This is a genomic window from Streptomyces sp. NPDC055013, assembly GCF_053608645.1.
On sequence record NZ_JBSGVW010000060.1, the window covers coordinates 1 to 26,747 of the forward strand.

Consider the following 26,747-nt stretch of genomic DNA (forward strand, 5'->3'; position numbering starts at 1 on the left):
TACAGGAACGAAGAAGGGGCTCCCCGCGGGGAGCCCCTTCTTCGTTCCTGTACGGCGGTCTACGACCGGTTGCGCGCCGACGTCACCCGGTACACGTCGTAGACGCCCTCGACGCCCCTGACCGCCTTCAGGACGTGCCCGAGGTGCTTCGGGTCGCCCATCTCGAAGGTGAAGCGGGACGTGGCGACGCGGTCGCGGGAGGTCTGGACGGCCGCGGAGAGGATGTTGACGTGCTGGTCGGACAGGACGCGTGTGACGTCCGAGAGGAGCCGGGAGCGGTCCAGGGCCTCGACCTGGATGGCGACCAGGAAGACCGAGGACTGGGTGGGCGCCCACTCGACCTCGAGGATGCGCTCGGGCTCGCGGGACAGTGACTCCACGTTCACGCAGTCGCTGCGGTGAACCGATACTCCGCTACCGCGCGTGACGAAGCCGATGATCGGGTCGCCGGGTACGGGCGTACAGCAGCGGGCCAGCTTGACCCACACGTCCTCGACGCCCTTGACGATCACGCCCGGGTCGGCGCTGGAGCGGCGCTTGCGGCTGCGGCCGCGGGCGGGCGGGACCGTCTCGTCGATCTCCTCGGTGGCGGCTTCCTCGCCGCCGAGGGCCTGGACGAGCTTCTGCACGATGTTCTGTGCGGAGACATGGCCCTCGCCGATCGCCGCGTACAGCGCGGAGATGTCCGCATAGCGCATCTCGTGGGCGAGCGTGACGAGCGAGTCGCCGGTCAGGATGCGCTGGATCGGCAGGTTCTGCTTGCGCATCGCGCGGACGATGGAGTCCTTGCCCTGCTCGATCGCCTCGTCGCGGCGCTCCTTGGAGAACCAGGCCCGGATCTTGTTGCGGGCGCGCGGCGACTTCACGAAACCGAGCCAGTCGCGGGAGGGGCCCGCGCCGGGTGCCTTGGAGGTGAAGACCTCCACCAAGTCGCCGTTGTCCAGGGTGGATTCGAGCGGTACGAGCCTGCCGTTGACCCGCGCTCCTATGGTGCGGTGGCCGACCTCGGTGTGGACCGCGTACGCGAAGTCGACCGGGGTGGCGCCCGCGGGGAGCGCTATGACGTCGCCCTTCGGAGTGAAGACGAACACCTCGTTGCGGGACAGGTCGAAGCGCAGGGACTCCAGGAACTCGCCGGGGTCCTCGGTCTCCTTCTGCCAGTCCAGGAGCTGGCGCAGCCACGCCATGTCGTTGAGGTGGTCGTCCTTGCCCTTGCCGGACGACTTGGGCGCGTCGGAGCGCACCTTGGAGGCGCCGGCGACGGCTTCCTGCTTGTACTTCCAGTGCGCGGCGATGCCGTACTCGGCGCGGCGGTGCATGTCGAACGTACGGATCTGGAGTTCGACCGGCTTGCCGTTGGGGCCGATGACCGTCGTGTGCAGCGACTGGTACATGTTGAACTTGGGCATCGCGATGTAGTCCTTGAACCGGCCCGGGACCGGGTTCCATCGCGCGTGCACGGTGCCGAGGGCGGCGTAACAGTCGCGGACCGTGTCGACAAGTACACGAATCCCCACCAGGTCGTAGATCTCCGCGAAGTCACGGCCGCGGACGATCATCTTCTGGTAGACGCTGTAGTAGTGCTTCGGGCGGCCGGTGACGGTCGCCTTGATCCGGGCGGCCCGCAGGTCCTGCTGGACCTCGTCGGTCACTATGGCCAGATACTCGTCACGCTTCGGTGCCCGTTCGGCCACCAGCCGTACGATCTCGTCGTACATCTTGGGGTAGAGGATCGCGAAGGCGAGGTCCTCCAGTTCCCACTTGATGGTGTTCATGCCGAGGCGGTGAGCGAGCGGCGCGTAGATCTCGAGCGTCTCGCGCGCCTTCTTCTCCTGCTTCTCGCGCTTGAGGTAGCGCATGGTGCGCATGTTGTGCAGGCGGTCGGCGAGCTTGATGACCAGGACGCGGGGGTCCTTGGCCATCGCCACGACCATCTTGCGCACGGTCTCGGCCTGCGCGGCCTCGCCGAACTTGACCTTGTCGAGCTTGGTGACGCCGTCGACGAGCAGCGCGACGGAGTCGCCGAAGTCACGGCGGAGCTGGTCGAGGCCGTACTCGGTGTCCTCGACGGTGTCGTGCAGCAGGCCCGCCATCAGGGTGGCCGGATCCATACCCAGCTCGGCGAGGATGGTGGTGACGGCGAGAGGGTGCGTGATGTACGGGTCGCCGCTCTTGCGCTTCTGGCCGCGGTGCCAGCGCTCGGCGACCTGGTAGGCCTTCTCGATCTGGCGGAGCGTGGCGGTCTCGATCTTCGGGTCGTTGCTGCGCACTATGCGCAGCAACGGCTCCAGCACCGGGTTGTACGGGTTGGAGCGCTGGACGCCGAGACGGGCGAGGCGGGCACGGACGCGGTTGGAGGAGCCGGTGCGGGCGGGCTGGCCGGTGTTCGGGCGCACTGCCGGTGCCGGGCGCTCGGGCGGGGCGGGCTTGGGTCGCGTCTGCTCGGCCGGCTTGTCGACGGGCGCGGACTGGGCATGCTCGACCGGCCCTCGCGCGTCGTTCTTCGCGTGTGACGCGTTCGGCGCGGGCTTCGCCGCGGGCGCCGAGGCGGACTCGGGCTTGGCGGCGGTCAGGTGCTGGGCCTCGTCTGGCAAGAGGGCTCCTCGTGCGCGATCCGGGTCCCCCGGTCAGGCTCCGGAGACCCCATGGTAGCGATCCTGCGCCCCGGGATCGCCTGCAGCCGGATGTGAGGACCGTCTACCCGAGAAACGCAAGAGGCCGCCGCAGGATTCCGCGGGGCCGGTCAGGACGGTGTCCGGACGGTGGCGTGGGGGTTGCGCAGGCCTGCCACGGGCGTCGCGTACGCCTCTCCTGCACGACCCGCATACATCGGGCAGCGGGAGTTTCACGCCATCCGGCAGGGGGCGGTCGGCTGCGCGGGCCCGGCACACCGGATGCCGCGCCCCTGTCGTGCAGGTGCGCGGCATCCGGTGCGGCTGTGGAGGTTCCTCGGATCAGACCGTCAGCAGTGACTCCAGTGGAGCGCCTGCCAGGGCCGGTTCCAGGCGGGCTCGGCCGCCGAGGAAGCCGAGTTCCATGAGGACGGCCAGGCCGGCCACCTCGGCGCCGGCCCGGCGGATCAGCTGGACCGAGGCCTCCGCGGTGCCGCCCGTCGCGAGCACGTCGTCGATGACGAGGACACGATCACCGGCAGCCAGGTCCTCGGCGTGGACCTCGATCTCCGCGGAGCCGTACTCCAGGTCGTACGCCTGGCTGAGGGTCGCTCCGGGGAGCTTGCCGGCCTTGCGTACGGGGATGAAGCCGACGCCCGCGCGGACGGCGACCGGAGCTCCGAGGATGAAACCGCGGGCCTCCAGGCCGACGATCTTCGTGGCACCGGTGTTCCCCGCGATCTCGGCCAGCGCGTCGGTGAGCGCCGTGAACGCCGCCGGGTCCGCCAGGAGCGGGGTGATGTCCTTGAACATCACGCCCGGCTCCGGGTAGTCCGCCACGTCGCGGATACGGCTGAGCAGCAGCTCCTTGATGTCCGTCATCGCCGCTTCCCCGAGGGCCGGCCACGGCCCCGGTTGCGGGACGAGGGCTGGTTGCGCGGCCCGACCACCGCGGGGGTGGCGTCCTCGGGCTCGTCGTCCAGCAGCTCGTCGCCGGCCGGGGCGTCCGGGGACTCACCCTGCGCGGCGGACTGTGCCCGCTTGGCGAGGACGCGCTTCCTCAGGGCCTTCATCTGCGGCTCGCGCTCCTTGAGGTCGGCGACGAGCGGCGTGGCGATGAAGATCGAGGAGTACGCACCGGCGGCGAGACCCACGAACAGCGACAGCGAGATGTCGTTGAGCATCCCCGCACCGAGGAACCCGCCACCGATGAACAGCAGGCCCGCCACCGGCAGCAACGCGACCACGGTGGTGTTGACGGAACGGACCAGGGTGCTGTTGATCGAGCGGTTCGCGATGTCGCTGTAGGTCCAGCGGGTCTGTTTCGTGATGTCCTTCGTCTGCTCCTTGAGGCTGTCGAAGACGACGACCGTGTCGTAGAGCGAGTAACCGAGGATCGTCAGCAGACCGATCACCGTGCCCGGTGTGACCTCGAATCCGACGAGGGCGTAGATGCCGACCGTGATCGTGATGTCGTGGATCAGCGCGACGAACGCCGCGAGTGCCATGCGCCACTCGAACGCGATCGCCAGATAGATCACCACAAGGACCAGGAAGATCCCGAGGCCCTGCCAGGCCTTGTTGGCGATCTGCTCACCCCAGCTGGGACCGACCAGCTCGCCGGTGACGTCGCTCTCCTCGACGCCGAGCTTCTCCGCCAGCTCCGCCGAGACCTTGTTGGCCTGCGTGGTGTCGATGCCCGCGACCTGGATGCGCAGCGTGGCCTCGTCGCCGTCGCCGAGCTTCTGGACGATCGCGTCATGGCCGGACGCCTCTTCCGCGTACTCCTGGGCCTGGGACACCGAGACACTGGTCTTCGGGGTGTTGAAGACGGCCCCGCCCTGGAACTCGATGCCCATGTTCAGGCCGCGCACCGCCAGGCCGACGATGGCCGTGATGGTGATCAGGATCGAGAGGCCGTACCAGAGCTTGCGGTTGCCGACGAAGTCGTAGCCGACCTCGCCACGGTGCAGTCGGGCGCCGAGGTTGCCGAGCTTCGACATACTCACGCCTCCTTCGGGTCGACAGGGCCGGCGGGGTGGGCGGGACGGCGGTTACGGCGCAGCGGCGGCTTGGCGCCCAGTCGCTTGGGGTCGAGACCGGACCAGCTGTGGCCACTGGAGAAGAACTTGCTGCGGGCCATGAGCGTCAGCAGCGGCTTGGTGAACAGGAACACGACGACCACGTCGAGCAGGGTGGTCAGGCCGAGCGTGAACGCGAAGCCCTGGACCTTGCCGACGGTGACGATGAAGAGCACCGCGGCGGCGAGGAACGACACGAAGTCGGAGACCAGGATGGTGCGCCGGGCGCGCGGCCAGGCACGCTCGACGGCGGGCCGCAGCGAGCGGCCCTCGCGGATCTCGTCCCGGACGCGTTCGAAGTACACGATGAACGAGTCCGCTGTGATGCCGATGGCGACGATGGCACCGCAGACGGCCGGCAGGTTCAGCGCGAAGCCGATGGTCGGGCCGAGCAGCGACATGATCGTGTAGGTCAGGGCCGCGGAGATCAGCAGCGAGAGGATCGCGATCAGCGACAGGCCGCGGTAGTAGACCAGCAGGTAGATGACGACCAGGGCGAGACCGATCGCACCGGCGATCAGACCGGCCTTCAGCTGCTCACCGCCGAGCGCGGCGGTCACCGTGGTGACGCTGTCCTCCTGGAAGGACAGCGGCAGGGCGCCGTACGACAGCATGTTGGCGAGGCTCTGCGCCGATTCCTGGTTGAAGTTGCCGGAGATCTCGGCGCTGCCACCCGTCAGGGCTTCTTGGACGAACGGGTCGGAGACGACCTCACCGTCCAGCACGATGGCGAACTGGTTCTGCGGGGACTGGTTCTTGGCCAGCTTGCCGGTGGTGGCGGCGAACTTCTTGCTGCCCTCACCCGTGAACTTCATGTTCACGGTCCAGCCGGCGCCGGTCGTCGTCTGGAAGACGGCCTGGGCGCTCTTGACGTCCGTGCCGTCGACCTCGGCGGGGCCGAGGATGTACTTCTGCCACTGGCCCTGCGAGTTCTGACCGCAGGCGACGGTGGGGTCGGTGGGCTTGGCGCCGTCACCGGCCTTGGCGCGGGCCGCCTTCTTCGAGCAGTCCAGCGCGGCGTACTGCGCTTCGAGCTTGCTGGTCGAGGCGTCGCCGGAGGGGGTGCTGCTCGCGGAGGGGGAGCCGCTGGAGGAGGCACTCGTGGACGGCGTCGGGTCGGCCTTCAGGGCGTCGGTGACCGCGCGGCCCTGCGTGGTGGAGCTCGCCGAGGGGCTGGTGGACCCGGAGGGGGAGGCCGAGGAGGTCGCCTTTTCGGTGGAGTCACCCGAGGCGCTGCTGGAGGCGCTCGGTGAGGGGGTGGGGGTCACACCGCCACCCGACACCTCCGTGGCGACGACCGGCCGGAAGTACAGCTTGGCGGTGGTGCCTACCTGGGCCCGGGCTTCCTTGGAGTTCGTGCCCTTGGGGATGTTGACGATGATGTTCTTGTTGCCCTGGGTCTGCACCTCGGACTCCGAGACACCAAGACCATTGACGCGGCGCTCCATGATCTCGACCGCGGTGTCCATGTTGGTCTTGTTGATCGCGGATTCCTGGCCGGGCTCGGCAACCGCGCGAAGCGTGATGCTCGTGCCGCCGGCCAGGTCGATACCGAGTCGCGGAGTGGTGTGCCCCGAGGCGAACATCCCTCCGGTGAGCGCCGCGATGGCGATCAGGATGAGGGCCAGCGAGCGCCCTGGCTTGCTCTGGGCGCTCGCGTTCCGGCCCTTCTTAGGTGCTGCCACCTTCTCGTACTCCCTCTCGGGCCGCCTCGCTCCGGATCAACAGGCGGGCGGCCATGACATGGTGTCGGGATCCCGTGTGCGAGCTCAGCATGCCCGGGGGCGCGCAGGCGTGGCCCGCGCGCCCCGGAGCATGGCTACTTCGCGTCGGTGTCGCCCTCGGACTTCTTCGGCTCGTCGTCCGACTTCGCCTCGGCGGCCACGGCGTCGGACGGCTCCTCGACCTCGTCCTTGACCTCGTCCTTCGCGTCCTTCTTACCAAGGTCGACGGACTTCTCGTCGGAGGCGGCGGCAGCGGCGGGCTCGTCGGCCTCGGTGAGGGAGGAGGCGTCGTCCGGGACTACGTCGGACTTCAGGTCGTGCTCGATGCCGTGCACGATGCGGTTGTACTCGTCGTCGGAGAGGACGGCACCGATCGCGTTCTTGGCGAAGAGAAGCTCCACGCCCGGGCCGGCGTCAACGAGGACCGTGTCTTCGCTGACCTCCTTGACGGTGGCGTACATCCCACCGATGGTGCGGACACCGGATCCGGGCTGCATCTGGTTCCGCATGTTGGCGGCCTGCTGCTGCTTCTTCTTGGCCGACCGGGTCATCAGGAACATGGCCCCGATGAGCACGATGAACGGGAGGAGGGTCACGAGACTCACGGGTCGGAACTTCCTTCACACGACCGCGATGGTGAGCGGCCTGATGGTTGGGGGTATGTGTGCCGCCGACATAGGCGGCATCGGCGGAGTCTAAGCGAGTCTCCGCGCATGGAACAACGCTCAGCATGGCACTGGGGTTCCTGCTCCGGCCACTGTGCTCGCCGTGACCGGGCCGTCACGTCCCGAACAGGTCCTGTTGTCCGTTTCCCCCAGTGTGCGAGCCCGGCGGGGTGAGGCCGAGATGCGCCCATGCCGCCGGGGTGGCGACCCGGCCGCGCGGAGTGCGGGCGAGCAGGCCCTCCCGTACGAGGAAGGGTTCGGCGACCTCCTCGACCGTCTCGCGCTCCTCCCCCACCGCGACGGCGAGCGTGGACAGGCCGACCGGGCCGCCGCCGAACAGCTTCAGCAGGGCCTCCAGGACGCCGCGGTCGAGGCGGTCCAGCCCGCGCTCGTCGACCTCGTACACGGCGAGGGCGGCTGCGGCGATGTCCCTCGTGATGATCCCGTCGGCCTTGACCTGGGCGTAGTCGCGGACCCGGCGCAGCAGGCGGTTGGCGATACGGGGCGTGCCGCGGGAGCGGCCGGCGATCTCGGCGGCGCCGTCGGCCTCGATCTCCACCTCGAGGAGGTTGGCCGAGCGGTGGATGACGCGCTCCAGCTCGACGGGCTCGTAGAACTCCATGTGCGCGGTGAAGCCGAAGCGGTCGCGCAGCGGGGGCGGCAGCAGGCCCGCGCGCGTGGTGGCGCCGACCAGGGTGAACGGGGGCAGCTCCAGCGGGATGGCGGTGGCACCCGGCCCCTTGCCGACGATGACGTCGACGCGGAAGTCCTCCATCGCCATGTACAGCATCTCCTCGGCGGGCCGGGACATGCGGTGGATCTCGTCGAGGAAGAGGACCTCGCCCTCCTGCAGGGAGGAGAGGATCGCGGCGAGATCGCCGGCGTGCTGGATGGCGGGGCCGCTGGTGATGCGGATGGGAGCGCCCATCTCGGCCGCGATGATCATCGAGAGGGTGGTCTTGCCGAGGCCGGGGGCGCCGGAGAGCAGCACGTGGTCGGCGGTGGCGCCCCGCGCGCGCGCGGCGCGCAGCACGAGGTCGAGCTGTTCGCGGACCTTCTCCTGGCCGATGAACTCGTCCAGGTCCTTCGGGCGCAGCGCGGCCTCTACGGCCTGGTCCTCACGGTCGGCGGACGCACCGACGAGCCGCTCGGGGGCGGGGGTGTCGGTGGTGTCGTCCCAGTTCATGGAGTGTGCCTCGCGGTCGCGGTCGCGGTCGGGTGGATCGTACGAGGATCAGGGCGTCCCCGGAGCGGCGCCTTCGGGCCCTTCCGGGGCATCGCTCGATTCAGCGGGCTCTGTTCAGGGTCTGAAGCGCGGCCTTCAGCAGCTGCCCCACCTGGGGCGTGCCCTCGGCGGCCTCGGCCTGCGGAGCCACCGCGGCGACCGCCTCGTCCGCCTCACGCGTCGCGTACCCGAGGCCGATCAGGGCGGCGTGCAGCTGGTCGCGCCAGCCCTGGGTGACGGGGGCGCCCACCGCAGGCGCGCCGATGGGCTCGCCCAGGCGGTCCTTCAACTCCAGAAGCAGCTTCTGGGCGCCCTTCTTGCCGATGCCGGGGACGGCGGTGAGTGACTTCTCGTCGGCGGTCGCGACGGCTCGGCGCAGCGCGTCGGGCGAGTGCACCGCCAGCATCGCCTGGGCCAGGCGCGGGCCCACTCCGCTCGCGGTCTGGAGCAGCTCGAACGTCTGCCGTTCGTCGTCGTCCGCGAAGCCGTACAGCGTGAGGGAGTCCTCGCGGACCACCAGCGAGGTGTGCAGCTTTGCGGGCTTGCCGAGACGCAGGGTGGACAGGGTGTTCGGCGTGCACTGGACGGCCATGCCGACTCCGCCCACCTCGACGACCGCGGCGTCCGGAGCGAGTGCGGCCACTGTGCCACTGACGAAGGCGATCATGCCGTACGGCCTTTCGGTGCTTTGGCTGTGTGCAGGGCGACGGCCTGCTGGAGTCGGTTCTGCGCTGGGGCGCGCCAGATGTGGCAGATGGCGAGCGCGAGGGCGTCGGCGGCGTCGGCGGGCTTGGGCGGGGCGCTGAGCCGCAGCAGGCGGGTGACCATGGCACCGACCTGGGCCTTGTCGGCGCGGCCGCTGCCGGTGACGGCGGCCTTGACCTCGCTGGGGGTGTGCAGCGCGACGGGGATGCCGCGGCGGGCGGCGCAGAGCATGGCGACGGCGCTGGCCTGGGCGGTGCCCATCACCGTACGGACGTTGTGCTGGCTGAACACCCGCTCTACGGCGACGAATTCGGGCCGGTGCTCGTCCAGCCACTGCTCGATGCCCTGCTCGATGGCGACGAGGCGGTGTCCCAACTCGGCGTCCGCGGGCGTCCGTACGACGCCGACGCCGAGCATGGTGAGCGGGCGTCCGGCGACGCCCTCGACCACGCCGACTCCGCATCGGGTCAGCCCCGGGTCCACCCCCAGTACGCGCACCGCGCCCCTCCCCTCTTTGCGGCTAAACCGCCGCCGCTCTCGCGGGCCTGGCTGGGCGCCGTCGGGGTTCCTCAATTGACGGTTGCGGCCCGTAGACGGCGATCTTTGACTCTCGCCAGGCTATCCGCTGCCACCGACAAGAGCGGCGGGCCGATGGGTTGTGTCCCACCGGCCCGCTCGAAACCGCTCAGCTCGCGGCAGCGTTATGCGTCGACCTTCTCCATGATCTCGTCGCTGACATCGAAGTTGGCGAAGACGTTCTGCACGTCGTCGCTGTCCTCGAGCGCGTCGATCAGCTTGAAGATCTTCTTGGCGCCCTCCTCGTCCAGCTCGACCTGGACGGAGGGCACGAAGCTGGAGTCGGCGGAGTCGTAGTCGATGCCGGCCTCCTGAAGGGCGGTGCGGACCGCGACCAGGTCGGTGGCCTCGCTGATGACCTCGAAGGACTCACCGAGGTCGTTGACCTCCTCGGCGCCGGCGTCCAGGACGGCGGTGAGGACGTCGTCCTCGGACAGCTCGCCCTTGGGGACGATGACGACGCCCTTGCGGCTGAACATGTACGACACCGAGCCCGGGTCGGCCATGTTGCCGCCGTTGCGGGTCATGGCGACGCGGACGTCGGAGGCGGCGCGGTTGCGGTTGTCGGTGAGGCACTCGATGAGCACGGCGACGCCGTTCGGGCCGTAGCCCTCGTACATGATCGTCTCGTAGTCGGCGCCACCGGCCTCGAGACCGCCGCCACGCTTGACCGCGGAGTCGATGTTCTTGTTCGGAACCGACTGCTTCTTCGCCTTCTGGATGGCGTCGTACAGCGTCGGGTTGCCCTCGATGTCAACGCCACCCATGCGGGCCGCGACCTCGATGTTCTTGATCAGCTTCGCGAAGAGCTTGCCGCGCTTGGCGTCGATCACGGCCTTCTTGTGCTTCGTCGTAGCCCATTTAGAGTGGCCGGACATCTGCCTGTCTCCTTCGCGTAACCCATCTATGAACGAACGCCAGAGATCCTACAAGGACTCGGCTGTCCGGTTCGCGCGCACCATGTCGACGAAAAGGCCGTGCACGCGGTGGTCTCCGGTCAGTTCCGGGTGGAACGACGTGGCGAGCGCGTTGCCCTGGCGGACCGCGACGATGTGGCCGTCGTGCTCGGCGAGGACTTCGGCCTCGGCGCCGACGGACTCGACCCAGGGGGCGCGGATGAAGACGCCCTCCACAGGAGCGCCCGCGATGCCCTGGACGTCGACCGCCGCTTCGAAGGACTCGTTCTGCCGTCCGAAGGCGTTGCGGCGCACGATCATGTCGATGCCGCCGATCGTCTCCTGTCCGGAGCGCGGGTCGAGGATCTTGTCGGCGAGCATGATCATGCCGGCGCAGGTGCCGTAGACGGGCATGCCGCCTCGCACACGCGCGCGTAGGGGCTCCATCACGCCGAAGAGGACGGCCAGCTTCGAGATGGTCGTGGACTCGCCGCCGGGGATGACGAGGCCGTCCACCTCGGCGAGCTCTTCGGGGCGCCGCACCGGCCTGGCCACGGCGTCTGCCGCGGCCAGGGCGATGAGGTGCTCCCGTACGTCGCCCTGCAGGGCCAGGACGCCTATGACGGGGGTGTTGCTCATGGGATGGGTGCCTTACCAGCCGCGGTTGGCGTAGCGCTCGGCCTCGGGGAGGGTGTCGCAGTTGATGCCGACCATGGCCTCGCCGAGGTTGCGGGACGCGTCCGCGATGATCTTCGGGTCGTCGAAGAAGGTGGTCGCCTTGACGATCGCGGCGGCGCGCTTGGCCGGGTCGCCCGACTTGAAGATGCCGGAGCCGACAAAGACGCCCTCGGCGCCGAGCTGGCGCATCAGCGCGGCGTCGGCCGGGGTGGCCACGCCACCGGCGGAGAACAGCACCACCGGGAGCTTGCCGAGCTCGGAGACTTCCTTGACCAGCTCGTACGGGGCGCGCAGGTCCTTGGCGGCGGCGTACAGCTCGTTGTTGTCGAAGCCGCGCAGCTTGGCGATCTCGTTCTTGATCTGGCGCAGGTGGCGGACGGCCTCGACGACGTTGCCGGTGCCGGCCTCGCCCTTGGAGCGGATCATGGCCGCGCCCTCGGCGATGCGGCGCAGGGCCTCACCGAGGTTGGTGGCACCACAGACGAAGGGCGTGGTGAAGGCGAACTTGTCGGAGTGGTTGACCTCGTCGGCCGGGGTGAGGACCTCGGACTCGTCGATGTAGTCGACGCCGAGGGACTGCAGGACCTGGGCCTCGACGAAGTGGCCGATGCGGGACTTGGCCATGACCGGGATCGAGACGGCGTCGATGATGCCCTCGATCATGTCCGGGTCGGACATCCGGGCCACGCCGCCGTCCTTGCGGATGTCGGCGGGGACCCGCTCGAGGGCCATGACGGCGACGGCGCCCGCGTCCTCGGCGATCTTCGCCTGCTCCGGCGTGACGACGTCCATGATCACGCCGCCCTTGAGCTGCTCGGCCATGCCGCGCTTCACGCGTGCGGTGCCGGTCTCGGGGGCCTGGTTTTCGGAGATGGACACGGGTTGACCTCGCTGTGTGAAAGAGGGTTACTGCAAGCATCGAGGAAACGTGAGGTGTACGGGCCACTTCAAGGGCCAATGGTGAGGCGGTGGATCGTTTTGCCTGCCGAGGCGCCGCCCTGACCGTGCCGCGTTAGTGTCCATGCCATGGAACAGCGCATCAGCCTGGTCACGCTGGGAGTCTCCGATGTGGCGCGCTCCCGGGCCTTCTACGAGGCCCTGGGCTGGCGGGGCCAGGAGGTCGAGGAGACCGTCTTCTTCCAGGCGGGCGGGCTGGCCCTGGTGCTGTGGGGCCGCGACAAGCTGGCGCTGGACTGCGGGCTGACCGACGGCACGGCAGGCGGCTTCGGCGGGATCGCCCTGGCCCACAACGTGCGCTCCGACGCCGAGGTCGACGAGCTGCTCGTGGCCGCGGAACGGGCGGGGGCGACCGTCACCAAGCCCGCGGCCACCAATGCCGTCGGCTTCTACTCCGGCGCCTTCGTCGACCCCGACGGCCATGCGTGGGAGATCGCGCACAACCCGGGGTTCCCCCTCGCCGCCGACGGTTCCCTCACGATCCCCGACTTCGGCGCGTCCTAGGCCGGCCGGTCCGCCAGGGCCACCGGGGGCTCGTCGTCCATCTCGAAGGCCAGCGGGAACGGGGCGTGGCCCGCCAGGCGGAACAGGCGGACCTTGCGGTGGCGCCGCAGCGCCCTGGCCGCCCGTACGGCGTCGTTGTGGAAGCGGCGGGCCATCGGTACCCGGCGGACCGCCTCCGTCAGCTCGCGGGCCGCTTCCTCGCCCCCGGGCGCCTCCCTCACGGCCTCCACCTGCGGGGGCTCGGCGAACACGGCTCGCAGCGCCTGGCTCAGCTCGCTCTCGGCGACCTCCCGCTGCTCCTCCTCGGCCTGCCGGGCGGCATGTGCGGCCTCGTACAGGACGATCGACGCGGCCGGATCCAGCACACCGGAGGTGGCCAGTTCCTGGGCCACCGAGGCGCGGCGCAGCAGCTGCGCGTCGAGGGCGGCGCGGGCCGCGTCGATCCTGGCGTGCAGCCGGTCCAGGCGACCTGCCGTCCAGCTCAGGTAGAGGCCGATCGCCACGAGGACTACGAGGATCCAGATCAGAGTTGCGGTCACGGGCGGCACACTAGCTCCGCCGGTTGAGCAGGGTGTCGTGCGGGGCGTCGGTGTCGGTGCGGGGTGTCGGCGCGACCGTCGCCGGGGGCTGCCGCCCCCGGACCCCCGCTTCGGCCGTGAAGGGCCTCGTCCTCAAACGCCGGACGGGCTGGAATGCCCGGGACCGGAGCCTGGAACACTCGGCGCTCACTCGCGCCCTCAGTCCCGCGCCAATCCCAACCGAGCCCGCAGCCCGCCGGCCCCACCGCTCCCGGTCCGCTCGTCCGCGGCCACCGCCGCCGCGCCCGCCGTCACCGTCTCGTACACCGACAGGATGTCCGCCCCCACGGTCGACCAGTCGAAGCGGCGCACGTGCACGCTCCCCCGCTTGCGGAGCTCGGCCCGGCGGACCGGGTCCTCCAGGAGGCGTACCGCCGCCTCGGCCAGGGCGTCCGCGTCCTCGTTGGTGAAGAGTTCGCCCGCCCCGCCCTGGTCCAGGACCTGGGCGAAGGCGTCCAGGTCCGAGGCGAGGACGGGGGCGCCGGCCGACATCGCCTCGACCAGGATGATCCCGAAGCTCTCGCCGCCGGTGTTGGGAGCGACGTACAGGTCGACGCTGCGCAGCAAGCGGGCCTTGTCCTGGTCGCTGATCATGCCGAGGAACTCGACGCGGGAGCGGAGTTCGGCGGGCAGGGACTCCACCGCCTCCTCCTCGTCGCCGCGGCCCGCCACCAGGAGCCTGGTCTGCGGGCGGGCGGCGAGGATCTTCGGCAGGGCCCTCATCAGGACCGGCAGGCCCTTGCGGGGCTCGTCGATGCGGCCGATGAAGCCGATCGTGTCGCCCTGCCAGTCGGGGTTGGGCTCGGCCTTGGCGAAGAAGTCGACATCGACGCCGTTGGGGATGACGACCGCGTCGCCGCCGAGGTGTTCCACCAGCGTGCGCCGGGCGTACTCGCTCACCGCGATCCGGGCGCTGATCTTCTCCAGGGCCGCCTGGAGGATGGCGTACGCGGCGATCATCGCCCGCGAGCGCGGGTTGGACGTGTGGAAGGTCGCCACGATCGGACCCTGGGCCGCCCAGCAGGCCAGCAGGCCGAGGGACGGCGAGGCCGGCTCGTGGATGTGGATGACGTCGAAAGCGCCGTCGTGCAGCCAGCGGCGCACCCGGGCCGCCGAGAGGAAGCCGAAGTTCAGGCGGGCGACCGAGCCGTTGTACGGGACCGGCACCGCGCGGCCGGCCGAGACGGCGTACGGCGGGAGCGGGGTGTCGTCGTCGGCCGGGGCCAGGACGGACACCTCGTGGCCGAGCCGGATGAAGTACTCGGCGAGGTCGCGGATGTGGAACTGGACGCCGCCGGGGACGTCCCAGGAGTACGGGCAGACGATGCCGATCCTCACGGACGCTCTCCTGCCGGGCCGTCGGCCGGTCGTGGTTCCAGGTCGGCGAGCCACAAGCGCTGGAGCATGTGCCAGTCCTCCGGATGTTCGGCGATCCCCGTGGCGAAGGCGTCGGCCAGCGCCTGTGTCATGACAGACGTCTTCTCGGTCCGGGTACCTGTCTCGGGTACCTCGATCGGGGGATGGACCCGCCCCTGCATGACGGGCGAGTCGTCGTACCAGAGCGTGACGGGCAGCAGGAGTGCCCCGGTCTGCTGGGCCAGCAGCGCCGGCCCGGCGGGCATCCGGGCCGTGTCGCCGAAGAAGTCGACCTCGACGCCGGACGCGGACAGGTCACGGTCGGCGACCAGGCAGACCAGGCCGCCGTCGCGCAGCCTGCGGGCCAGCATGCCGAAGGCGGTGCCGCCGCTGTGCGGCAGGACCTCCATGCCGAGGCCCTCGCGGTAGGCGACGAAGCGGTCGTAGAGCGTCTCGGGCTTGAGGCGCTCGGCGACCGTCGTGAAGGGCGTCTCGAGCTTGGTGGTGACCCAGGCGCCGGCGAGGTCCCAGTTGGCCAGATGCGGCAGCGCGAGTATCACGCCCTTGCCGGCGGCCAGGCCGTCGGTCAGGTGGTGGACGTCCTTGACGTCGAAGCCGCCCTCGATACGTTCGGCGCTCCAGGCGGGCAGTCGGAAGGACTCCATCCAGTAGCGCAGGTACGACCGCATGCCCGCGCGCGAGAGCTCGGCGAGGCGCTCGGGGGTCGCGTCGGGCACCACGCGCGCGTAGTTGCTCTCCAGCCGCTGGACGCCCTTGCCCCGCTGCTTCCAGACGAGGTCGGCGATGGTGCGGCCGAGCCGTGCCGCCACCGGCTCGGGGAGCTTCTTGACGGTGCCCCAGCCGAGTCCGTACAGCGCGTCCGTGAGGCGGTCCTGGGCGCTCACTTCGCGGCCTCGCTCCCTTGGGAGGCTCCCTGCGGCTTGTCCTGCGTGTCCGCGGCGGCCTCCGCCTCGGCGGATTCGCGGCGGACGGTGACGACCCGCTGGATCAGCGTGACGAGGCTGCCGACGGCGACGATCCACAGGGCGACGGGCAGCAGGTACTGGATGCCGGGTACCCCGAACTCGTGCAGGCCCGCCAAGCCGGCCGCGACCAGCGAGATCACCAGGCGCTCGGCGCGCTCGACGAGACCGTTGACGGCGACCGGCAGTCCGATCGACTCGCCGCGCGCCTTGGTGTACGACACCACCTGGCCGCTGGCCAGGCAGAAGATCGAGACGGCGCACAGGACGAGGTCGTCGCCCCCACCGGCGTACCAGAGGATGAAGCCGCCGAAGATCGCACCGTCGGCGACCCGGTCGAGCGTGGAGTCCAGGAAGGCACCCCAGCGGCTGGAGCGGCCGAGCTGGCGGGCCATGTTGCCGTCGACGAGGTCGGAGAACACGAAGAGCGTGATCACGACCGTGCCCCAGAAGAACTCGCCCATGGGGTAGAAGACCAGCGCGCCCGCGACCACACCGGCGGTGCCGATGAGCGTGACCGTGTCCGGGCTGACGCCCCGCCGGATCAAAAACGCGGCGAACGGTGTGAGAACACGCGTGAAGAAAGCACGCGCGTACTTGTTCAGCATGGCCTTCCCGAGGGTCGGTGTGGCGCCGCGGCCCCTGCTGGCCACCGGCTGGCCCATCGTAGTCACGCGCGCGTGAGTGCGACCGCCGGGCACTCGTACCCGGGTCCGGCGGGCAGGTCCACCGGTGCCGGGTGGCGCGATCGCGTCCGCCGTATGGACGCACCGTGACGGGAGTGGAAAGCTCGAAGGACCGCGGGCGTCACCGGAGCCGCCTCGCACGCGGAAAGGTATGTCCGCGCCCACAGTGACCTCACCGTGCACGGGAGGCAGGATCATGGGCGACAAGGCGAACGCACACCCCGGAGCCGCCGGCAGGGCTACAGCGGCCGACCACCCCGCGTCCGTACGGAATGTGGTATTGGTCGGCCACTCCGGATCGGGCAAGACCACCTTGGTGGAAGCCCTCGCGCTCACAGCGGGGGCGGTGAACCGGGCGGGCCGCGTCGAGGACGGCGGCACCGTCTCGGACTACGACGAGATCGAGCACCGGCAGCAACGCTCGGTACAGCTCTCCCTGGTGCCGGTCGAATGGGACGGCATCAAGGTCAACCTTCTGGACACCCCCGGATACGCCGACTTCGTCGGGGAACTCAGGGCCGGTCTGCGAGCGGCGGACGCGGCCCTTTTCGTCGTCTCGGCCTCGGACGGTGTGGACGGCTCGACCCGCATGGTGTGGGAGGAGTGCGCGGCCGTCGGCATGCCGCGCGCGATCGTCGTCACGCACCTGGAGTCCGCGCGGGCCGACTACGAGGAGATGACGCGGATCTGCGCGGAGGCCTTCGGCGGGGAGGACCCCGACGCCGTGCTCCCGCTGTATCTGCCGCTGCACGGCCCGCAGGCACCCGACGGGCACGCGCCCGTGACCGGGCTGATCGGGCTGCTGTCGCAGCAGCTGTTCGACTACGCCTCCGGAGAGCGCAAGGAGTCCGAGCCGGGCGAGGACCAGTTGCCGCAGATCGAGGAGGCCCGCAACCGGCTGATCGAGGGGATCATCTCCGAGTCGGAGGACGAGACCCTGATGGACCGGTATCTCGGCGGCGAGCAGGTCGACGTCAAGACGCTGATCGAGGACCTGGAACGGGCCGTCGCGCGCGGTGCCTTCCATCCCGTCCTGCCCGCGGCGCCCGCGACCGACGGTGGCCGGCAGGGGCTCGGCACCATCGAGGTGCTGGAGCTGATCACGCGCGGGTTCCCGACCCCGCTGGAGCGGGAGGCGCCCGCGGTCACCACGGTCGGCGGCAAACCGCGCGCGCTGAAGGTGTGCGATCCGGACGGGCCGCTGGTCGCGGAGGTCGTGAAGACCGCGTCCGACCCGTACGTCGGCCGGATCTCGCTGGTACGGGTCTTCTCCGGCACCCTGCGCCCCGACGAGACGGTGCACGTCTCCGGGCACGGCCTGGAGGACCGCGGCCACGAGGACCACGACGTCGACGAGCGCATCGGCGCCCTGTCGGCGCCGTTCGGCAAGCAGCAGCGCACGCTCAGCCACTGCATCGCCGGTGACCTCGCGTGCGTGGCGAAGCTGAGCCGCGCGGAGACCGGCGACACGCTGTCGGCCAAGGACGATCCGCTCCTGATGGAGCCCTGGCAGATGCCCGACCCGCTGCTGCCGCTCGCCATCCAGGCACACAGCAAGGCGGATGAGGACAAACTCTCGCAGGGCCTGTCCCGGCTGGTCGCCGAGGACCCGACCATGCGACTGGAACAGAACCAGGCCACCCACCAGGTCGTGCTGTGGTGTCTGGGCGAGGCGCACGCGGACGTCGCACTCGAACGGCTGCGCAACCGCTACGGCGTCCAGGTCGACGTCGTACCGCACATGGTCTCCCTGCGGGAGACGTTCGCGGGCAAGTCGGCGGGCCGCGGCCGGCATGTGAAGCAGTCCGGCGGGCACGGGCAGTACGCGATCTGCGAGATCGAGGTGGAGCCCCTGCCGGGCGGTTCGGGAATCGAGTTCGTGGACAAGGTCGTCGGCGGCGCGGTGCCGCGGCAGTTCATCCCCTCGGTGGAGAAAGGCGTAAGGGCCCAGGCGGCCAAGGGAGTTGCGGCCGGCCACCCGCTCGTCGACGTCCGGATCACGCTGCTCGACGGCAAGGCGCACTCGGTGGACTCCTCCGACGCCGCGTTCCAGACGGCCGGCGCGCTCGCGCTGCGCGAGGCCGCGGCCGACGCGAAGATCCATCTGCTGGAGCCGGTGGCCGAGGTGTCCGTCCTGGTCGGTGACGACTACGTCGGCGCCGTGATGAGCGACCTGTCCGGGCGGCGCGGCCGTGTCCTCGGCACCGAGCAGACCAACGGCAGCCGCACCCTCATCAGGGCCGAGGTGCCCGAGATCGAGATCGGGCGGTACGCCGTCGATCTCCGCTCGCTGTCGCACGGCACCGCACGCTTCAACCGTGCGTACGCGCGGCACGAACCGATGCCGGCGCAGATCGCGGAAAGGATTCGTGAAGAGGCGCGCGCCGCCTCGTAGTTGGCGCCCGGCGCCACCAAGTGGCCTGTGCGGAACGCTCCCCTCCGCGTCGGCGGGCGGCTTCGGCCGTCCGCCGACGAATGTCAGTGGCGGAGGATACGCTGATCATTGATCAACAGGTGTGCGAAGCAGGGAAGTCGGGAAGGCCGCAGAGGCGACACTGCGGCGATCGGGGGCGGGAATGACCGTTGAGAGCGGTTACGCGGACATCTTCGGTCCGCAGGTGCCGCGCACGGCAGGTGAGGGCCAGACGGCGACGTTCGCACTGGCCTCGGCGGCCTATCGGGACAATCCGTACGAGGACATCAAAAAGGCCGACAACGAGTGGCACAAGACCGACATCAAGGCGGGCCGCGGCTGGGCGAGGATCTTCCGTCCCAACCTCGGTGAGGCCTTCTCGCGGGCCGTGGTCGACCGCATGCTCGGCAGCGGCCGCAAGCCCCTGATCCAGTCCTTCGGCACCGAGCCGCAGGTCGTCGTCGAGCACTGTCTGGCCGCGAACAACATCCGCAAGGCGCGGGACCGGATGCTCAGCGCCATCACCGTGATCTGCGGTGTGCTGTTCCTGCCCGGCCTTTTGGTGTGGCTGCTGGTCTTCACGCTGCGCACCACCATCGTCAAGCGGGACGAGAAGCGCGGCGGCGCCCTCGCCTCCGTGCTGCTCGTGGCGGTCGGCGCGCTCGCCGTGCTCTTCCTGCTGCGCATGCCGTTCACCGGCTTCTGGGCCTGGTATGCGCGAGCCTCGGTCCTCATGCCCGTGGTCGGCTGGTTCTGGGCCAAGCAGGTCTGCGAGCGCACCGCGAGGGATCTGCGGGAGCGCTGGGACAGCCTGCTGGCCGGCAGCAGCGTCGGCGCGAAGGTGCCGGAGGCGGTGCCGACCAGCCCCACCGAGACCCAGGCCGAGCAGCTACGCCAGTCACTGGCCAAGCTGAGCGCCGAGCAGCAGTCCAACTCCGTGTTCTACGCCGGGCCCAAGGGGATACTCGGCATGGGCACCCGCTGGGGCAGCTGGCAGCTGGCGGAGGACCTGGTGGCCGCGGACTCCACGCGGGAGATCCACCCGTTCCGCAGCTGGGACGTCATCCGCTCGATCCACGACCAGCTGCGCATGCTGGAGCGCGGTCCGCTGAACACCGGTGGTTTCCCCAAGCCTTCGATACGGCACTGGGTCGTCACGCCGATCGCGGAGGGCGCGAAGGCGGTGTCCCGTCCGGAGGGCACGGACGTCGAGGCGTACCAGGTCAGGACGCACGCGATACAGGACATCTGCAACAAGCAGCAGTTCGGCAGCGGTGACCGGCACTACCTGGGCGTCCAGTGGACGCTCTGGGACGGGCAGTTGATCATCACCATGCTGATCACGGTGACCGTCCTGCACGAGACGTTGCGCATCGAGGTGACCGGTCATGCCCTCGGTCCGGTGAACGGACTCTTCCAGGAGAAGCCCGAGGCGCCGACCAAGGAGGTCACCAAGTCGTTCAAGCCGTGGGAGACCCGCAAGGTGAAGCTTCCGCTGGTCAACCCCGACGAGGTGGTGCGGCTGGCGGTGCGGGCCCCGATCTCCTGGTATCCGCCGCTGCTGAACTGGCTCGGCGGGACGATGGGGCTGCCCGAGCCGTTCGGGCTGCGGCACGCCTGGGCGGACCAGCCGTGGCGGCACCGGTTCATGGCCGACGACGCGCTGCGCGCGGCCACGCCGGTGCTGCGGGTGGTGCATGCCGCGGCGATCAAGGTGCTCGACGAGAACGGCGTGGACACCGACAAGTTCGGTTCGCGGTCGGCGTTCCTGAGCTCGGCGGTGCAGGATCCGATGCCGCGGAAGGCCGACGTCTACGACGCGTAGGCCTCCGGCGGTTGAGCCGCGAGGTGGGTCTGGGTGACTGCCCTGGGGGCTGCGCCCCCAGACCCCCTTCGGCCTGAACGGCCTCGTCCTCAAACGCCGGACGGGCTGGTTGACGTCGCCGGCGTCACACCGCCGGCCAGGCCTCCGCCAGCATCTTCCGGGTGTCCGCCAGTAGCTGTGGCAGCACCCGCGTGTGGCCCACCACCGGCATGAAGTTCGTGTCGCCGCCCCAGCGCGGGACGATGTGCTGGTGGAGGTGGGCCGCGATGCCGGCGCCGGCCACCGTGCCCTGGTTCATGCCGATGTTGAAGCCGTGGGCCCCGGAAGCGGTCCGCAGGGCCGTCATCGCCTGCTTGGTCAGGGCGGCCAGCTCGACGGTCTCCGGCTCGGTGAGGTCGGTGTAGTCGGCGACGTGGCGGTAGGGCACGACCATCAGGTGGCCGCCGTTGTACGGGTACAGGTTGAGGACCGCGTACACCTGCTCGCCGCGCTTGACGACCAGCCCGTCCTCGTCGGATTTGGCCGGGATCGAGCAGAAGGGGCAGCCGTCGTCCGCGCCGGGACCGGTCGGCTTGTTCTCACCCTGGATGTAGGCCATCCGATGGGGCGTCCACAGGCGCTGGAACGCGTCCTGGATCCCCACTCCCCACTGCTGCTCCGGCTCACTCGTCATGCGTGCAGCATATTGCGTCGTCCGTTTGTGGCGTGTCGCCGGGGCGACGGGAGGGCGGCCACCGGCCAAGCTGGCCCAGTGGACGACGACAGCCCTTACACCCGCTGGGAGCAGCGCACCGAGATTCCGTTGTTCTTGGCGTCGCTGGTCTTCCTGGCCGCCTATGCCGCCCGTGTCCTCGCGGTGAGCATGCCGTCCTTCTGGAAGGACGTGTGCCTTTACACGATGATCGCGCTCTGGCTGCTGTTCGCCGTGGACTACGCCGTGCGCTGGCGGCTCTTCGGGGGGCGCTTCCTGCGCTTCGCCAGGACCCACTTCCTGCACACCGTGGTGGTCGTCCTGCCGCTGCTGCGGCCGCTGCGGATCGTTCCGCTCTACGACGTCATCCAGCACCGGCAGGGAGAACCCCGGCTCTCCCTGCACGCCCGCGTGATCGCCTACGCGAGCTTGGCGACGCTACTGCTCGGCTTCGCCGGTTCCCTGGCGGTCTACCAGGCCGAACGCGGAGCGCCGGGCGCCACCATGCGGACGTTCGGGGACGCGCTGTGGTGGGCCGCGGCGACCCTCACCACGGTCGGATACGGCGACATCACCCCGGTGACCACGCGTGGCCGGTCGATCGCGATCGCGATGATGGCCGGCGGGCTGGCCCTGCTCGGCGCGGTGACGGGATCGTTCTCCTCCTGGCTGCTGCAGATCTTCTCGCGCGAGAGCGACACGAGGCCCCCGGAGAGCTGAGCTCCCGGGGGCCTCGTGATCGTGGCCGGCCGGATCAGACCTGCGCCCGCTCCTCGACGACCTGCGCGATCTTCGCGATGGCCTCGTCGAACGGGATGCCGTTCTCCTGCGAGCCGTCGCGGTAGCGGAAGGAGACGGCGTTGTTGGCCATGTCCTCGTCGCCCGCGATGACCATGAAGGGCACCTTCTGCTTCTGGGCGTTGCGGATCTTCTTCTGCATCCGGTCCGAGGAGGAGTCGACCTCGACCCGCAGGCCCTTCTTCTTGGCCGCCGCGGCGAACTTCGCCAGATAGTCGACGTGCCCGTCGCCGATCGGGATACCGAGGGCCTGGACCGGGGCCAGCCACGCCGGGAAGGCGCCCGCGTAGTGCTCCAGGAGAACCGCGAAGAACCGCTCGATCGAGCCGAACAGCGCGCGGTGGATCATGACCGGGCGCTGCTTCGCACCGTCCGGACCGGTGTACTCCAGGTCGAAGCGCTCCGGCAGGTTGAAGTCGAGCTGGATGGTCGACATCTGCCAGGTGCGGCCGATCGCGTCCTTGGTCTGGACGGAGATCTTGGGCCCGTAGAAGGCGGCGCCACCCGGGTCCGGGACCAGGGGCAGCCCCTGCTTCTCGGCGACCTGGCGCAGCGTCTCGGTCGCCTCCTCCCAGACCTCGTCCGAGCCGACGAACTTCTCCGGGTCCTTGGTGGACAGCTCCAGGTAGAAGTCGGTCAGGCCGTAGTCGCGCAGCAGGCCGAGGACGAAGGTGAGCGTCTTGTCGAGCTCCTCCGACATCTGCTCACGGGTGCAGTAGATGTGCGCGTCGTCCTGCGTGAAGCCACGCGCGCGGGTGAGGCCGTGCACGACACCCGACTTCTCGTACCGGTACACGGTCCCGAACTCGAAGAGGCGCAGCGGCAGTTCACGGTAGGAACGGCCGCGCGCGTCGAAGATCAGGTTGTGCATCGGGCAGTTCATGGGCTTGAGGTAGTAGTCCACGCCCTCGTCGAGCTGCATGGGCGGGTACATGCCCTCGGCGTACCAGTCCAGGTGCCCGGACGTCTCGAAGAGCTTCCCCTTCGTCGCGTGCGGGGTGTAGACGAACTCGTAGCCCTCTTCCTCGTGGCGGCGGCGCGAGTAGTCCTCCATCACGCGGCGGACGATGCCGCCCTTGGGGTGGAAGACCGCGAGGCCGGAGCCGATCTGCTCGGGGATCGAGAACAGGTCGAGTTCGTTGCCCAGCTTGCGGTGGTCGCGCTTCTCGGCCTCGGCGAGGAAATCGAGGTAACCCTTGAGCTCGTCCTTGGTCGGCCAGGCGGTGCCGTAGATGCGCTGGAGCATCGGGTTCTTCTCGCTGCCGCGCCAGTAGGCGGCCGCATTGCGCATCAGTTTGAACGCCGGGATCGCGCGGGTCGACGGCAGGTGGGGACCGCGGCAGAGGTCCTTCCAGCACAGGTCGCCGGTCTTCGCGTCCAGGTTGTCGTAGATCGTCAGCTCACCGGCGCCGACCTCGACGTCCGCGCCGTCGTCGGAGGAGGCGGAGCCCTTGAGGCCGATCAGCTCCAGCTTGTAGGGCTCGGCGGCGAGCTCCTCGCGGGCGGCCTCGTCGGTGACAACGCGACGGGCGAACTTCTGCCCGCGCTTCTGGATCTCCTGCATCTTCTTCTCGATGGCCTTGAGATCCTCGGGCGTGAACGGCTTCTCGACGTCGAAGTCGTAGTAGAAGCCGTCCTTGACCGGCGGGCCGATGCCCAGCTTGGCCTCGGGGAAGAGCTCCTGCACCGCCTGCGCCAGCACGTGCGCGGTGGAGTGGCGCAGGATGTTCAGACCGTCCTCGGAGGAGATCTCGACGCCCTCGACCTCCTCGCCGTCGGCGAGCACGTACGACAGGTCCTTGAGCTCGCCGCCCACGCGCGCGGCGATGATCGAGCGCTCGCCGGCGAAGAGGTCGGCCGCCGTAGTGCCCGTCGTCACCACGCGTTCTTCCCGCTCGGAATCGCGTTGGATGATCACACGGACGTCTGACACCGGTCTCTCCTGACTGAAGGTGGAATGCGGCGCCATACCAGGAGCGCGCGCATTACGCGATCGTACCGACCCCGGAGGGCCGACCGCGAAACGGTCACCTTCAGTCCCGGGCGGGCATCCCTCAGTCCCCGGCGTCCTCCCCGCCGCAGGCCTCCTCGAAGAAGTCCAGGTCCTCCTGGAGGGACTTCATCAGCCGGTCCCGTTCGGCCTCGTCCACCTGTACGGGTACGACGTCGGAGGCCCCGGTGATCTTGCGGAAGCCGCCTCGGCTCTCCAGGCGCCCGTGCACCCGCACCGGCAGCCCGACCAGGTGGGCGTGCCCGGCGATGCGGTACGACTCCTCGTCCAGGGTCAGCCGGATGTGCGGTATCTCGGCGCCCGCGATGACGCGCAGCCGTACGGTGCCCTCGCCGCGCGTTCCCGACCGGCGCATCCGTACGACCGCGCCCGTGATCCGGACCGGCACCGAGGGTTCCGCGCGCAGGTAGCGGGCCCCGGCCTCACGCAGCACGGGCAGGTCGCCCGGCGAGAACTCGACCGGCTCGACTCCGCCCGCGCAGTCCTGGGGCACCCCGGTCGCGGGCGCCCACTCGACGGCGATGCGGGCCCCCTCCGTACCGCGGACGAGGGCGATCAGGGCTTCGGTGAGCTCGCGGCTGACGCCGGCCTCGACGGCGCCGTCGAAGGCGTCCATGCCGCCGGTGGCCCGCTGGTAGTCGATGGCCTCGCGGGCGGCGTACAGGGCCTGGTGGAGACGTACGGCGAGCGGACGGCCCGCGCCGACGGGCACGAAAGCGGCGAGGTGGCCGCCGCCGGCCGGGGAGGCGACGAAGACGCTCTCCAGCATCGCGGCGGCCGAGCGGCGGTGCCGGGCGCCGTAGTAGCCGGCACGCGCGCGCGTGGCGAGCGCCGCGGCGAGGAGCATCTGGCGGGCGGCGGTGCGCAGTTCCTCCTCGACGGTCCAGGGCGCGGCCCCGGCCGGGCCGCTCGGCGCGTCCCGCCACCAGCGGACCTCGTCGCTGGGCACGGCGAGCCCGACGAGCACCTCGCGCGCGGCGGGCGTGCCGCTGCGGACGAGCGCGTCGAGCGCCTCGCCGAGCAGGTCGTCGCTGTCGGGGAAGGCGCGGGACTCGGGGACGAGCAGGCTCGTGCCGTTGCCGCCCGGTCCCGGCGGGGTCCAGCGGCCGTAGCGTCCCGCCGCTCCTCCGCGCCGCTGCCAGCCGTGCCGGTGCAGCAGGGCGCTGAGCACGGCGGGGTCCACGTCGCCGGGCTCTGGGGGACGGTCCCAGGACGCGTGGACCGGGTGCGGCCTGACTGGCCGTACCGGCTCCTCCAGGGGGCGGTGTGTCATGGTCTGCCTCCCGTACCGACCCGCGTCATGATCTCGCAGAGGGCCCGGTCGTCGAAGATGCGTGAGGTCGGTATCCGCACGGTGGTGCGGCGCCGGCCGGTGATCGCGTGGCCGGCGAGGTTGACCCAGTAGCAGCAGTGCCGCAGGTCGAGCCGGTCGTGACTGGCACGCAGCCAGTCGTCCTGGGTGCGCGGAACGAGCATCACGACGAGGATCTTGTGCACCGAGACCGGGGTGCGGGCGAGCTTCGCCAGGTGGTCGTTGTCGAGCGTGAAGGAGAAGAAGCGGCCGGGAGGGTTCGGCGCGATCTGGTAGGTGGCTTTGAGCTGCACCTTTATGGTGACCTCGTCGTCGACCGTGTGGCCGGGCGCGCTGTGGCTGACGTGCCAGTCGATGCCGTTGTCCGGAAAGGGCTGCGACAGCGAACACCCGGCCGCCGCCGCGACGGCGTGCAGATAACCCACCTGCAGTGTCTCCATGCAGGCGGTGGTGGCGAGTGAACCGCGACGGGGGCCCGTGAGTTCGGGCAGCAGCCCGCCCCGCTCGGGCTGCGCTATCGCCATGACCAACAGCCTTCCAAGCAAAGTGAATCCCCGTAGCGGGCCGCTGAACTGCAAAGACCCGCACTCCTGTTGTGTCCTCCCGGCGTACGCCGCAAACAGCCCGGGTATCACCAAACGGGCAGAAGACGGTACGTCAGCTGCCGTGGGTGAACGAGGGGTTGTGTAGGTATGACGTACTGGTATGAGGGGCCGCTGGCGGCATTCGACACGGAGACGACAGGCGTGGACGTCGAGACCGACCGGATCGTTTCGGCGGCCGTCGTCGTCCAGGACGCCCCGGGTACCCGGCCGCGGGTGACCCAGTGGCTGGTGAACCCGGGTGTCCCGGTGCCGGAAGCGGCAACGGCGGTACACGGACTGACGGAGGAGCATCTCCAGCGCAACGGCCGCTGGCCGGCGCCGGTGATGCAGGAGATAGCCGAGGAGCTGGCCGGTCAGGCCGCTACGGCCAGGCCGATCGTGGTGATGAACGCACCTTTCGATCTGACGCTGCTGGACCGCGAGTTGCGCCGTCATCGCGCCTCCTCGCTGGACCACTGGTTCGAGACGATGCCCATGCTGGTGCTCGATCCGCGCGTCCTGGACAAGCATCTGGACCGCTATCGCAAGGGCCGCCGCACCCTGACCGACCTGTGTGCGCACTACGGCGTCACACTGGACGGCGCGCACGACGCGGCGGCCGACGCACTGGCCTCACTGGAGGTCGTACGGGCGGTGGGGCGCCGCTTCGCCGCCCGCCTGGAGCGTCTGTCCCCCGCCGAGCTGCACACGCTGCAGGCGGTGTGGCACGCGGCACAGGCACGTGGGCTGCAGGCGTGGTTCGCCCGCAGCGGCAGCGACGAGGCGGTGGACCCGGCGTGGCCACTGCGCCCGGATCTGCCGGCGGCCGCATAGGAGGCAAGGCGCACAAAAAAGCCGGTCCGCTGTGGCGGACCGGCCTTTCCCGG

24 protein-coding genes are annotated in these 26,747 nt (G+C 70.0%); 5 read left to right on the forward strand and 19 right to left on the reverse strand.

Annotated features, from left to right (window positions below):
- Nucleotides 1–59: 59 nt before the first annotated feature.
- The 11 genes from relA to pdxS form a co-directional block, all read right to left on the reverse strand.
- The gene (relA, locus tag ACWGDB_RS40185; protein WP_453827007.1) at nucleotides 60–2,594 is read right to left on the reverse strand and encodes a GTP pyrophosphokinase; all 2,535 of its coding nucleotides are present in this window, start codon (nucleotides 2,592–2,594) and stop codon (nucleotides 60–62) included.
- Nucleotides 2,595–2,954: 360 nt separating this feature from the next.
- Entirely contained in the window at nucleotides 2,955–3,494 is a 540-nt protein-coding gene (locus ACWGDB_RS40190) for an adenine phosphoribosyltransferase (RefSeq protein WP_453827008.1), read from the reverse strand.
- Nucleotides 3,491–4,615, reverse strand: coding sequence for a protein translocase subunit SecF (secF, locus tag ACWGDB_RS40195; protein ID WP_453827029.1), 1,125 nt, complete (start codon nucleotides 4,613–4,615; stop codon nucleotides 3,491–3,493). The genes ACWGDB_RS40190 and secF overlap by 4 nt, the downstream gene beginning before the upstream one ends.
- 2 nt (nucleotides 4,616–4,617) lie before the next feature.
- Entirely contained in the window at nucleotides 4,618–6,378 is a 1,761-nt protein-coding gene (secD, locus tag ACWGDB_RS40200; RefSeq protein ID WP_453827009.1) for a protein translocase subunit SecD, read from the reverse strand.
- 134 nt (nucleotides 6,379–6,512) lie between these two features.
- Nucleotides 6,513–7,022, reverse strand: a complete 510-nt coding sequence (yajC, locus tag ACWGDB_RS40205; protein ID WP_453827010.1) for a preprotein translocase subunit YajC — start codon at nucleotides 7,020–7,022, stop codon at nucleotides 6,513–6,515.
- Nucleotides 7,023–7,197: 175 nt separating this feature from the next.
- Complete coding sequence (gene ruvB, locus ACWGDB_RS40210; RefSeq protein WP_453827011.1) at nucleotides 7,198–8,268, reverse strand: Holliday junction branch migration DNA helicase RuvB; 1,071 nt, start codon at nucleotides 8,266–8,268, stop codon at nucleotides 7,198–7,200.
- Nucleotides 8,269–8,368: 100 nt separating this feature from the next.
- A complete protein-coding gene (gene ruvA, locus ACWGDB_RS40215; protein WP_328882876.1) occupies nucleotides 8,369–8,974 on the reverse strand; it encodes a Holliday junction branch migration protein RuvA in 606 nt (201 codons plus the stop codon).
- Nucleotides 8,971–9,510 carry a crossover junction endodeoxyribonuclease RuvC gene (gene ruvC / locus ACWGDB_RS40220; RefSeq protein WP_093908929.1) on the reverse strand — a complete coding sequence of 180 codons (540 nt, stop codon included), beginning with the start codon at nucleotides 9,508–9,510 and terminating at the stop codon, nucleotides 8,971–8,973. The genes ruvA and ruvC overlap by 4 nt, the downstream gene beginning before the upstream one ends.
- A 203-nt stretch (nucleotides 9,511–9,713) precedes the next feature.
- Nucleotides 9,714–10,466: a YebC/PmpR family DNA-binding transcriptional regulator gene (locus ACWGDB_RS40225; protein WP_427841961.1), complete on the reverse strand. Its 753-nt coding sequence runs from the start codon at nucleotides 10,464–10,466 to the stop codon at nucleotides 9,714–9,716.
- Between the two features lie 48 nt (nucleotides 10,467–10,514).
- Nucleotides 10,515–11,123, reverse strand: a complete 609-nt coding sequence (pdxT, locus tag ACWGDB_RS40230) for a pyridoxal 5'-phosphate synthase glutaminase subunit PdxT (RefSeq protein ID WP_453827012.1) — start codon at nucleotides 11,121–11,123, stop codon at nucleotides 10,515–10,517.
- Between the two features lie 12 nt (nucleotides 11,124–11,135).
- Nucleotides 11,136–11,984: a pyridoxal 5'-phosphate synthase lyase subunit PdxS gene (gene pdxS / locus ACWGDB_RS40235; protein WP_389448062.1), complete on the reverse strand. Its 849-nt coding sequence runs from the start codon at nucleotides 11,982–11,984 to the stop codon at nucleotides 11,136–11,138.
- A 204-nt stretch (nucleotides 11,985–12,188) separates the two neighbouring features.
- Here pdxS and ACWGDB_RS40240 point away from each other — a divergent pair, with 204 nt between their 5' ends.
- Nucleotides 12,189–12,623 carry a VOC family protein gene (locus tag ACWGDB_RS40240; RefSeq protein ID WP_453827013.1) on the forward strand — a complete coding sequence of 145 codons (435 nt, stop codon included), beginning with the start codon at nucleotides 12,189–12,191 and terminating at the stop codon, nucleotides 12,621–12,623.
- Here the strand turns inward: ACWGDB_RS40240 and ACWGDB_RS40245 are convergent.
- The 4 genes from ACWGDB_RS40245 to pgsA all read right to left on the reverse strand — a co-directional run bounded on the left by ACWGDB_RS40245 (nucleotide 12,620) and on the right by pgsA (nucleotide 16,205).
- A complete protein-coding gene (locus tag ACWGDB_RS40245) occupies nucleotides 12,620–13,162 on the reverse strand; it encodes a LemA family protein (RefSeq protein ID WP_383607861.1) in 543 nt (180 codons plus the stop codon). The two genes, ACWGDB_RS40240 and ACWGDB_RS40245, sit on opposite strands and share 4 nt — an antisense overlap.
- A 198-nt stretch (nucleotides 13,163–13,360) precedes the next feature.
- Nucleotides 13,361–14,539: a glycosyltransferase family 4 protein gene (locus ACWGDB_RS40250; RefSeq protein ID WP_453827014.1), complete on the reverse strand. Its 1,179-nt coding sequence runs from the start codon at nucleotides 14,537–14,539 to the stop codon at nucleotides 13,361–13,363.
- Complete coding sequence (locus tag ACWGDB_RS40255; protein WP_453827015.1) at nucleotides 14,536–15,462, reverse strand: phosphatidylinositol mannoside acyltransferase; 927 nt, start codon at nucleotides 15,460–15,462, stop codon at nucleotides 14,536–14,538. Before ACWGDB_RS40255 ends, ACWGDB_RS40250 begins: the two co-directional genes overlap by 4 nt.
- Complete coding sequence (pgsA, locus tag ACWGDB_RS40260; RefSeq protein WP_453827030.1) at nucleotides 15,459–16,205, reverse strand: phosphatidylinositol phosphate synthase; 747 nt, start codon at nucleotides 16,203–16,205, stop codon at nucleotides 15,459–15,461. The genes ACWGDB_RS40255 and pgsA overlap by 4 nt, the downstream gene beginning before the upstream one ends.
- Before the next feature lie 217 nt (nucleotides 16,206–16,422).
- Between pgsA and ACWGDB_RS40265 the strand changes: the two genes are divergently transcribed.
- Both ACWGDB_RS40265 and ACWGDB_RS40270 read left to right on the forward strand, forming a co-directional pair.
- Nucleotides 16,423–18,621, forward strand: coding sequence for an elongation factor G-like protein EF-G2 (locus tag ACWGDB_RS40265; RefSeq protein ID WP_453827016.1), 2,199 nt, complete (start codon nucleotides 16,423–16,425; stop codon nucleotides 18,619–18,621).
- A gap of 181 nt (nucleotides 18,622–18,802) precedes the next feature.
- A complete protein-coding gene (locus tag ACWGDB_RS40270; RefSeq protein WP_453827017.1) occupies nucleotides 18,803–20,464 on the forward strand; it encodes a hypothetical protein in 1,662 nt (553 codons plus the stop codon).
- A gap of 124 nt (nucleotides 20,465–20,588) precedes the next feature.
- Here the strand turns inward: ACWGDB_RS40270 and ACWGDB_RS40275 are convergent, their stop codons facing one another.
- The gene (locus tag ACWGDB_RS40275) at nucleotides 20,589–21,137 is read right to left on the reverse strand and encodes an HIT family protein (protein WP_427841953.1); all 549 of its coding nucleotides are present in this window, start codon (nucleotides 21,135–21,137) and stop codon (nucleotides 20,589–20,591) included.
- Between the two features lie 78 nt (nucleotides 21,138–21,215).
- Here ACWGDB_RS40275 and ACWGDB_RS40280 point away from each other — a divergent pair, with 78 nt between their 5' ends.
- On the forward strand, nucleotides 21,216–21,875 hold the full coding sequence (locus ACWGDB_RS40280; RefSeq protein ID WP_453827018.1) for a potassium channel family protein: 660 nt from the start codon (nucleotides 21,216–21,218) through the stop codon (nucleotides 21,873–21,875).
- 34 nt (nucleotides 21,876–21,909) lie between these two features.
- On the opposite strand, the gene thrS is transcribed toward ACWGDB_RS40280, so the two are convergent.
- The 3 genes from thrS to ACWGDB_RS40295 form a co-directional block, all read right to left on the reverse strand.
- Complete coding sequence (thrS, locus tag ACWGDB_RS40285; protein WP_453827019.1) at nucleotides 21,910–23,886, reverse strand: threonine--tRNA ligase; 1,977 nt, start codon at nucleotides 23,884–23,886, stop codon at nucleotides 21,910–21,912.
- Nucleotides 23,887–24,007: 121 nt separating this feature from the next.
- Nucleotides 24,008–25,237 (reverse strand): hypothetical protein, encoded by a 1,230-nt coding sequence (locus ACWGDB_RS40290; protein ID WP_453827020.1) that lies wholly within the window; start codon nucleotides 25,235–25,237, stop codon nucleotides 24,008–24,010.
- Complete coding sequence (locus ACWGDB_RS40295; RefSeq protein WP_453827021.1) at nucleotides 25,234–25,800, reverse strand: DUF4365 domain-containing protein; 567 nt, start codon at nucleotides 25,798–25,800, stop codon at nucleotides 25,234–25,236. The genes ACWGDB_RS40290 and ACWGDB_RS40295 overlap by 4 nt, the downstream gene beginning before the upstream one ends.
- A gap of 168 nt (nucleotides 25,801–25,968) precedes the next feature.
- On the opposite strand from ACWGDB_RS40295, the gene ACWGDB_RS40300 reads away from it, so the two are divergent.
- The gene (locus ACWGDB_RS40300; RefSeq protein WP_453827022.1) at nucleotides 25,969–26,694 is read left to right on the forward strand and encodes an exonuclease domain-containing protein; all 726 of its coding nucleotides are present in this window, start codon (nucleotides 25,969–25,971) and stop codon (nucleotides 26,692–26,694) included.
- Nucleotides 26,695–26,747 lie beyond the last annotated feature (53 nt).

Excerpts from the sequence above, each read along its gene's own strand:
- ACWGDB_RS40190 (WP_453827008.1), bottom strand. The coding sequence starts at position 3,494 with ATGACGGACATCAAGGAGCTGCTGCTCAGCCGTATCCGCGACGTGGCG.
- secF (WP_453827029.1), bottom strand. The coding sequence starts at position 4,615 with ATGTCGAAGCTCGGCAACCTCGGCGCCCGACTGCACCGTGGCGAGGTC.
- ruvB (WP_453827011.1), bottom strand. The coding sequence starts at position 8,268 with ATGAACTGGGACGACACCACCGACACCCCCGCCCCCGAGCGGCTCGTC.
- ruvA (WP_328882876.1), bottom strand. The coding sequence starts at position 8,974 with ATGATCGCCTTCGTCAGTGGCACAGTGGCCGCACTCGCTCCGGACGCC.
- ACWGDB_RS40225 (WP_427841961.1), bottom strand. The coding sequence starts at position 10,466 with ATGTCCGGCCACTCTAAATGGGCTACGACGAAGCACAAGAAGGCCGTG.
- pdxT (WP_453827012.1), bottom strand. The coding sequence starts at position 11,123 with ATGAGCAACACCCCCGTCATAGGCGTCCTGGCCCTGCAGGGCGACGTA.
- pdxS (WP_389448062.1), bottom strand. The coding sequence starts at position 11,984 with ATGGCCGAGCAGCTCAAGGGCGGCGTGATCATGGACGTCGTCACGCCG.
- ACWGDB_RS40240 (WP_453827013.1), top strand. The coding sequence starts at position 12,189 with ATGGAACAGCGCATCAGCCTGGTCACGCTGGGAGTCTCCGATGTGGCG.
- pgsA (WP_453827030.1), bottom strand. The coding sequence starts at position 16,205 with ATGGGCCAGCCGGTGGCCAGCAGGGGCCGCGGCGCCACACCGACCCTC.
- ACWGDB_RS40265 (WP_453827016.1), top strand. The coding sequence starts at position 16,423 with ATGGGCGACAAGGCGAACGCACACCCCGGAGCCGCCGGCAGGGCTACA.
- ACWGDB_RS40270 (WP_453827017.1), top strand. The coding sequence starts at position 18,803 with ATGACCGTTGAGAGCGGTTACGCGGACATCTTCGGTCCGCAGGTGCCG.
- ACWGDB_RS40275 (WP_427841953.1), bottom strand. The coding sequence starts at position 21,137 with ATGACGAGTGAGCCGGAGCAGCAGTGGGGAGTGGGGATCCAGGACGCG.
- ACWGDB_RS40290 (WP_453827020.1), bottom strand. The coding sequence starts at position 25,237 with ATGACACACCGCCCCCTGGAGGAGCCGGTACGGCCAGTCAGGCCGCAC.
- ACWGDB_RS40295 (WP_453827021.1), bottom strand. The coding sequence starts at position 25,800 with ATGGCGATAGCGCAGCCCGAGCGGGGCGGGCTGCTGCCCGAACTCACG.
- ACWGDB_RS40300 (WP_453827022.1), top strand. The coding sequence starts at position 25,969 with ATGACGTACTGGTATGAGGGGCCGCTGGCGGCATTCGACACGGAGACG.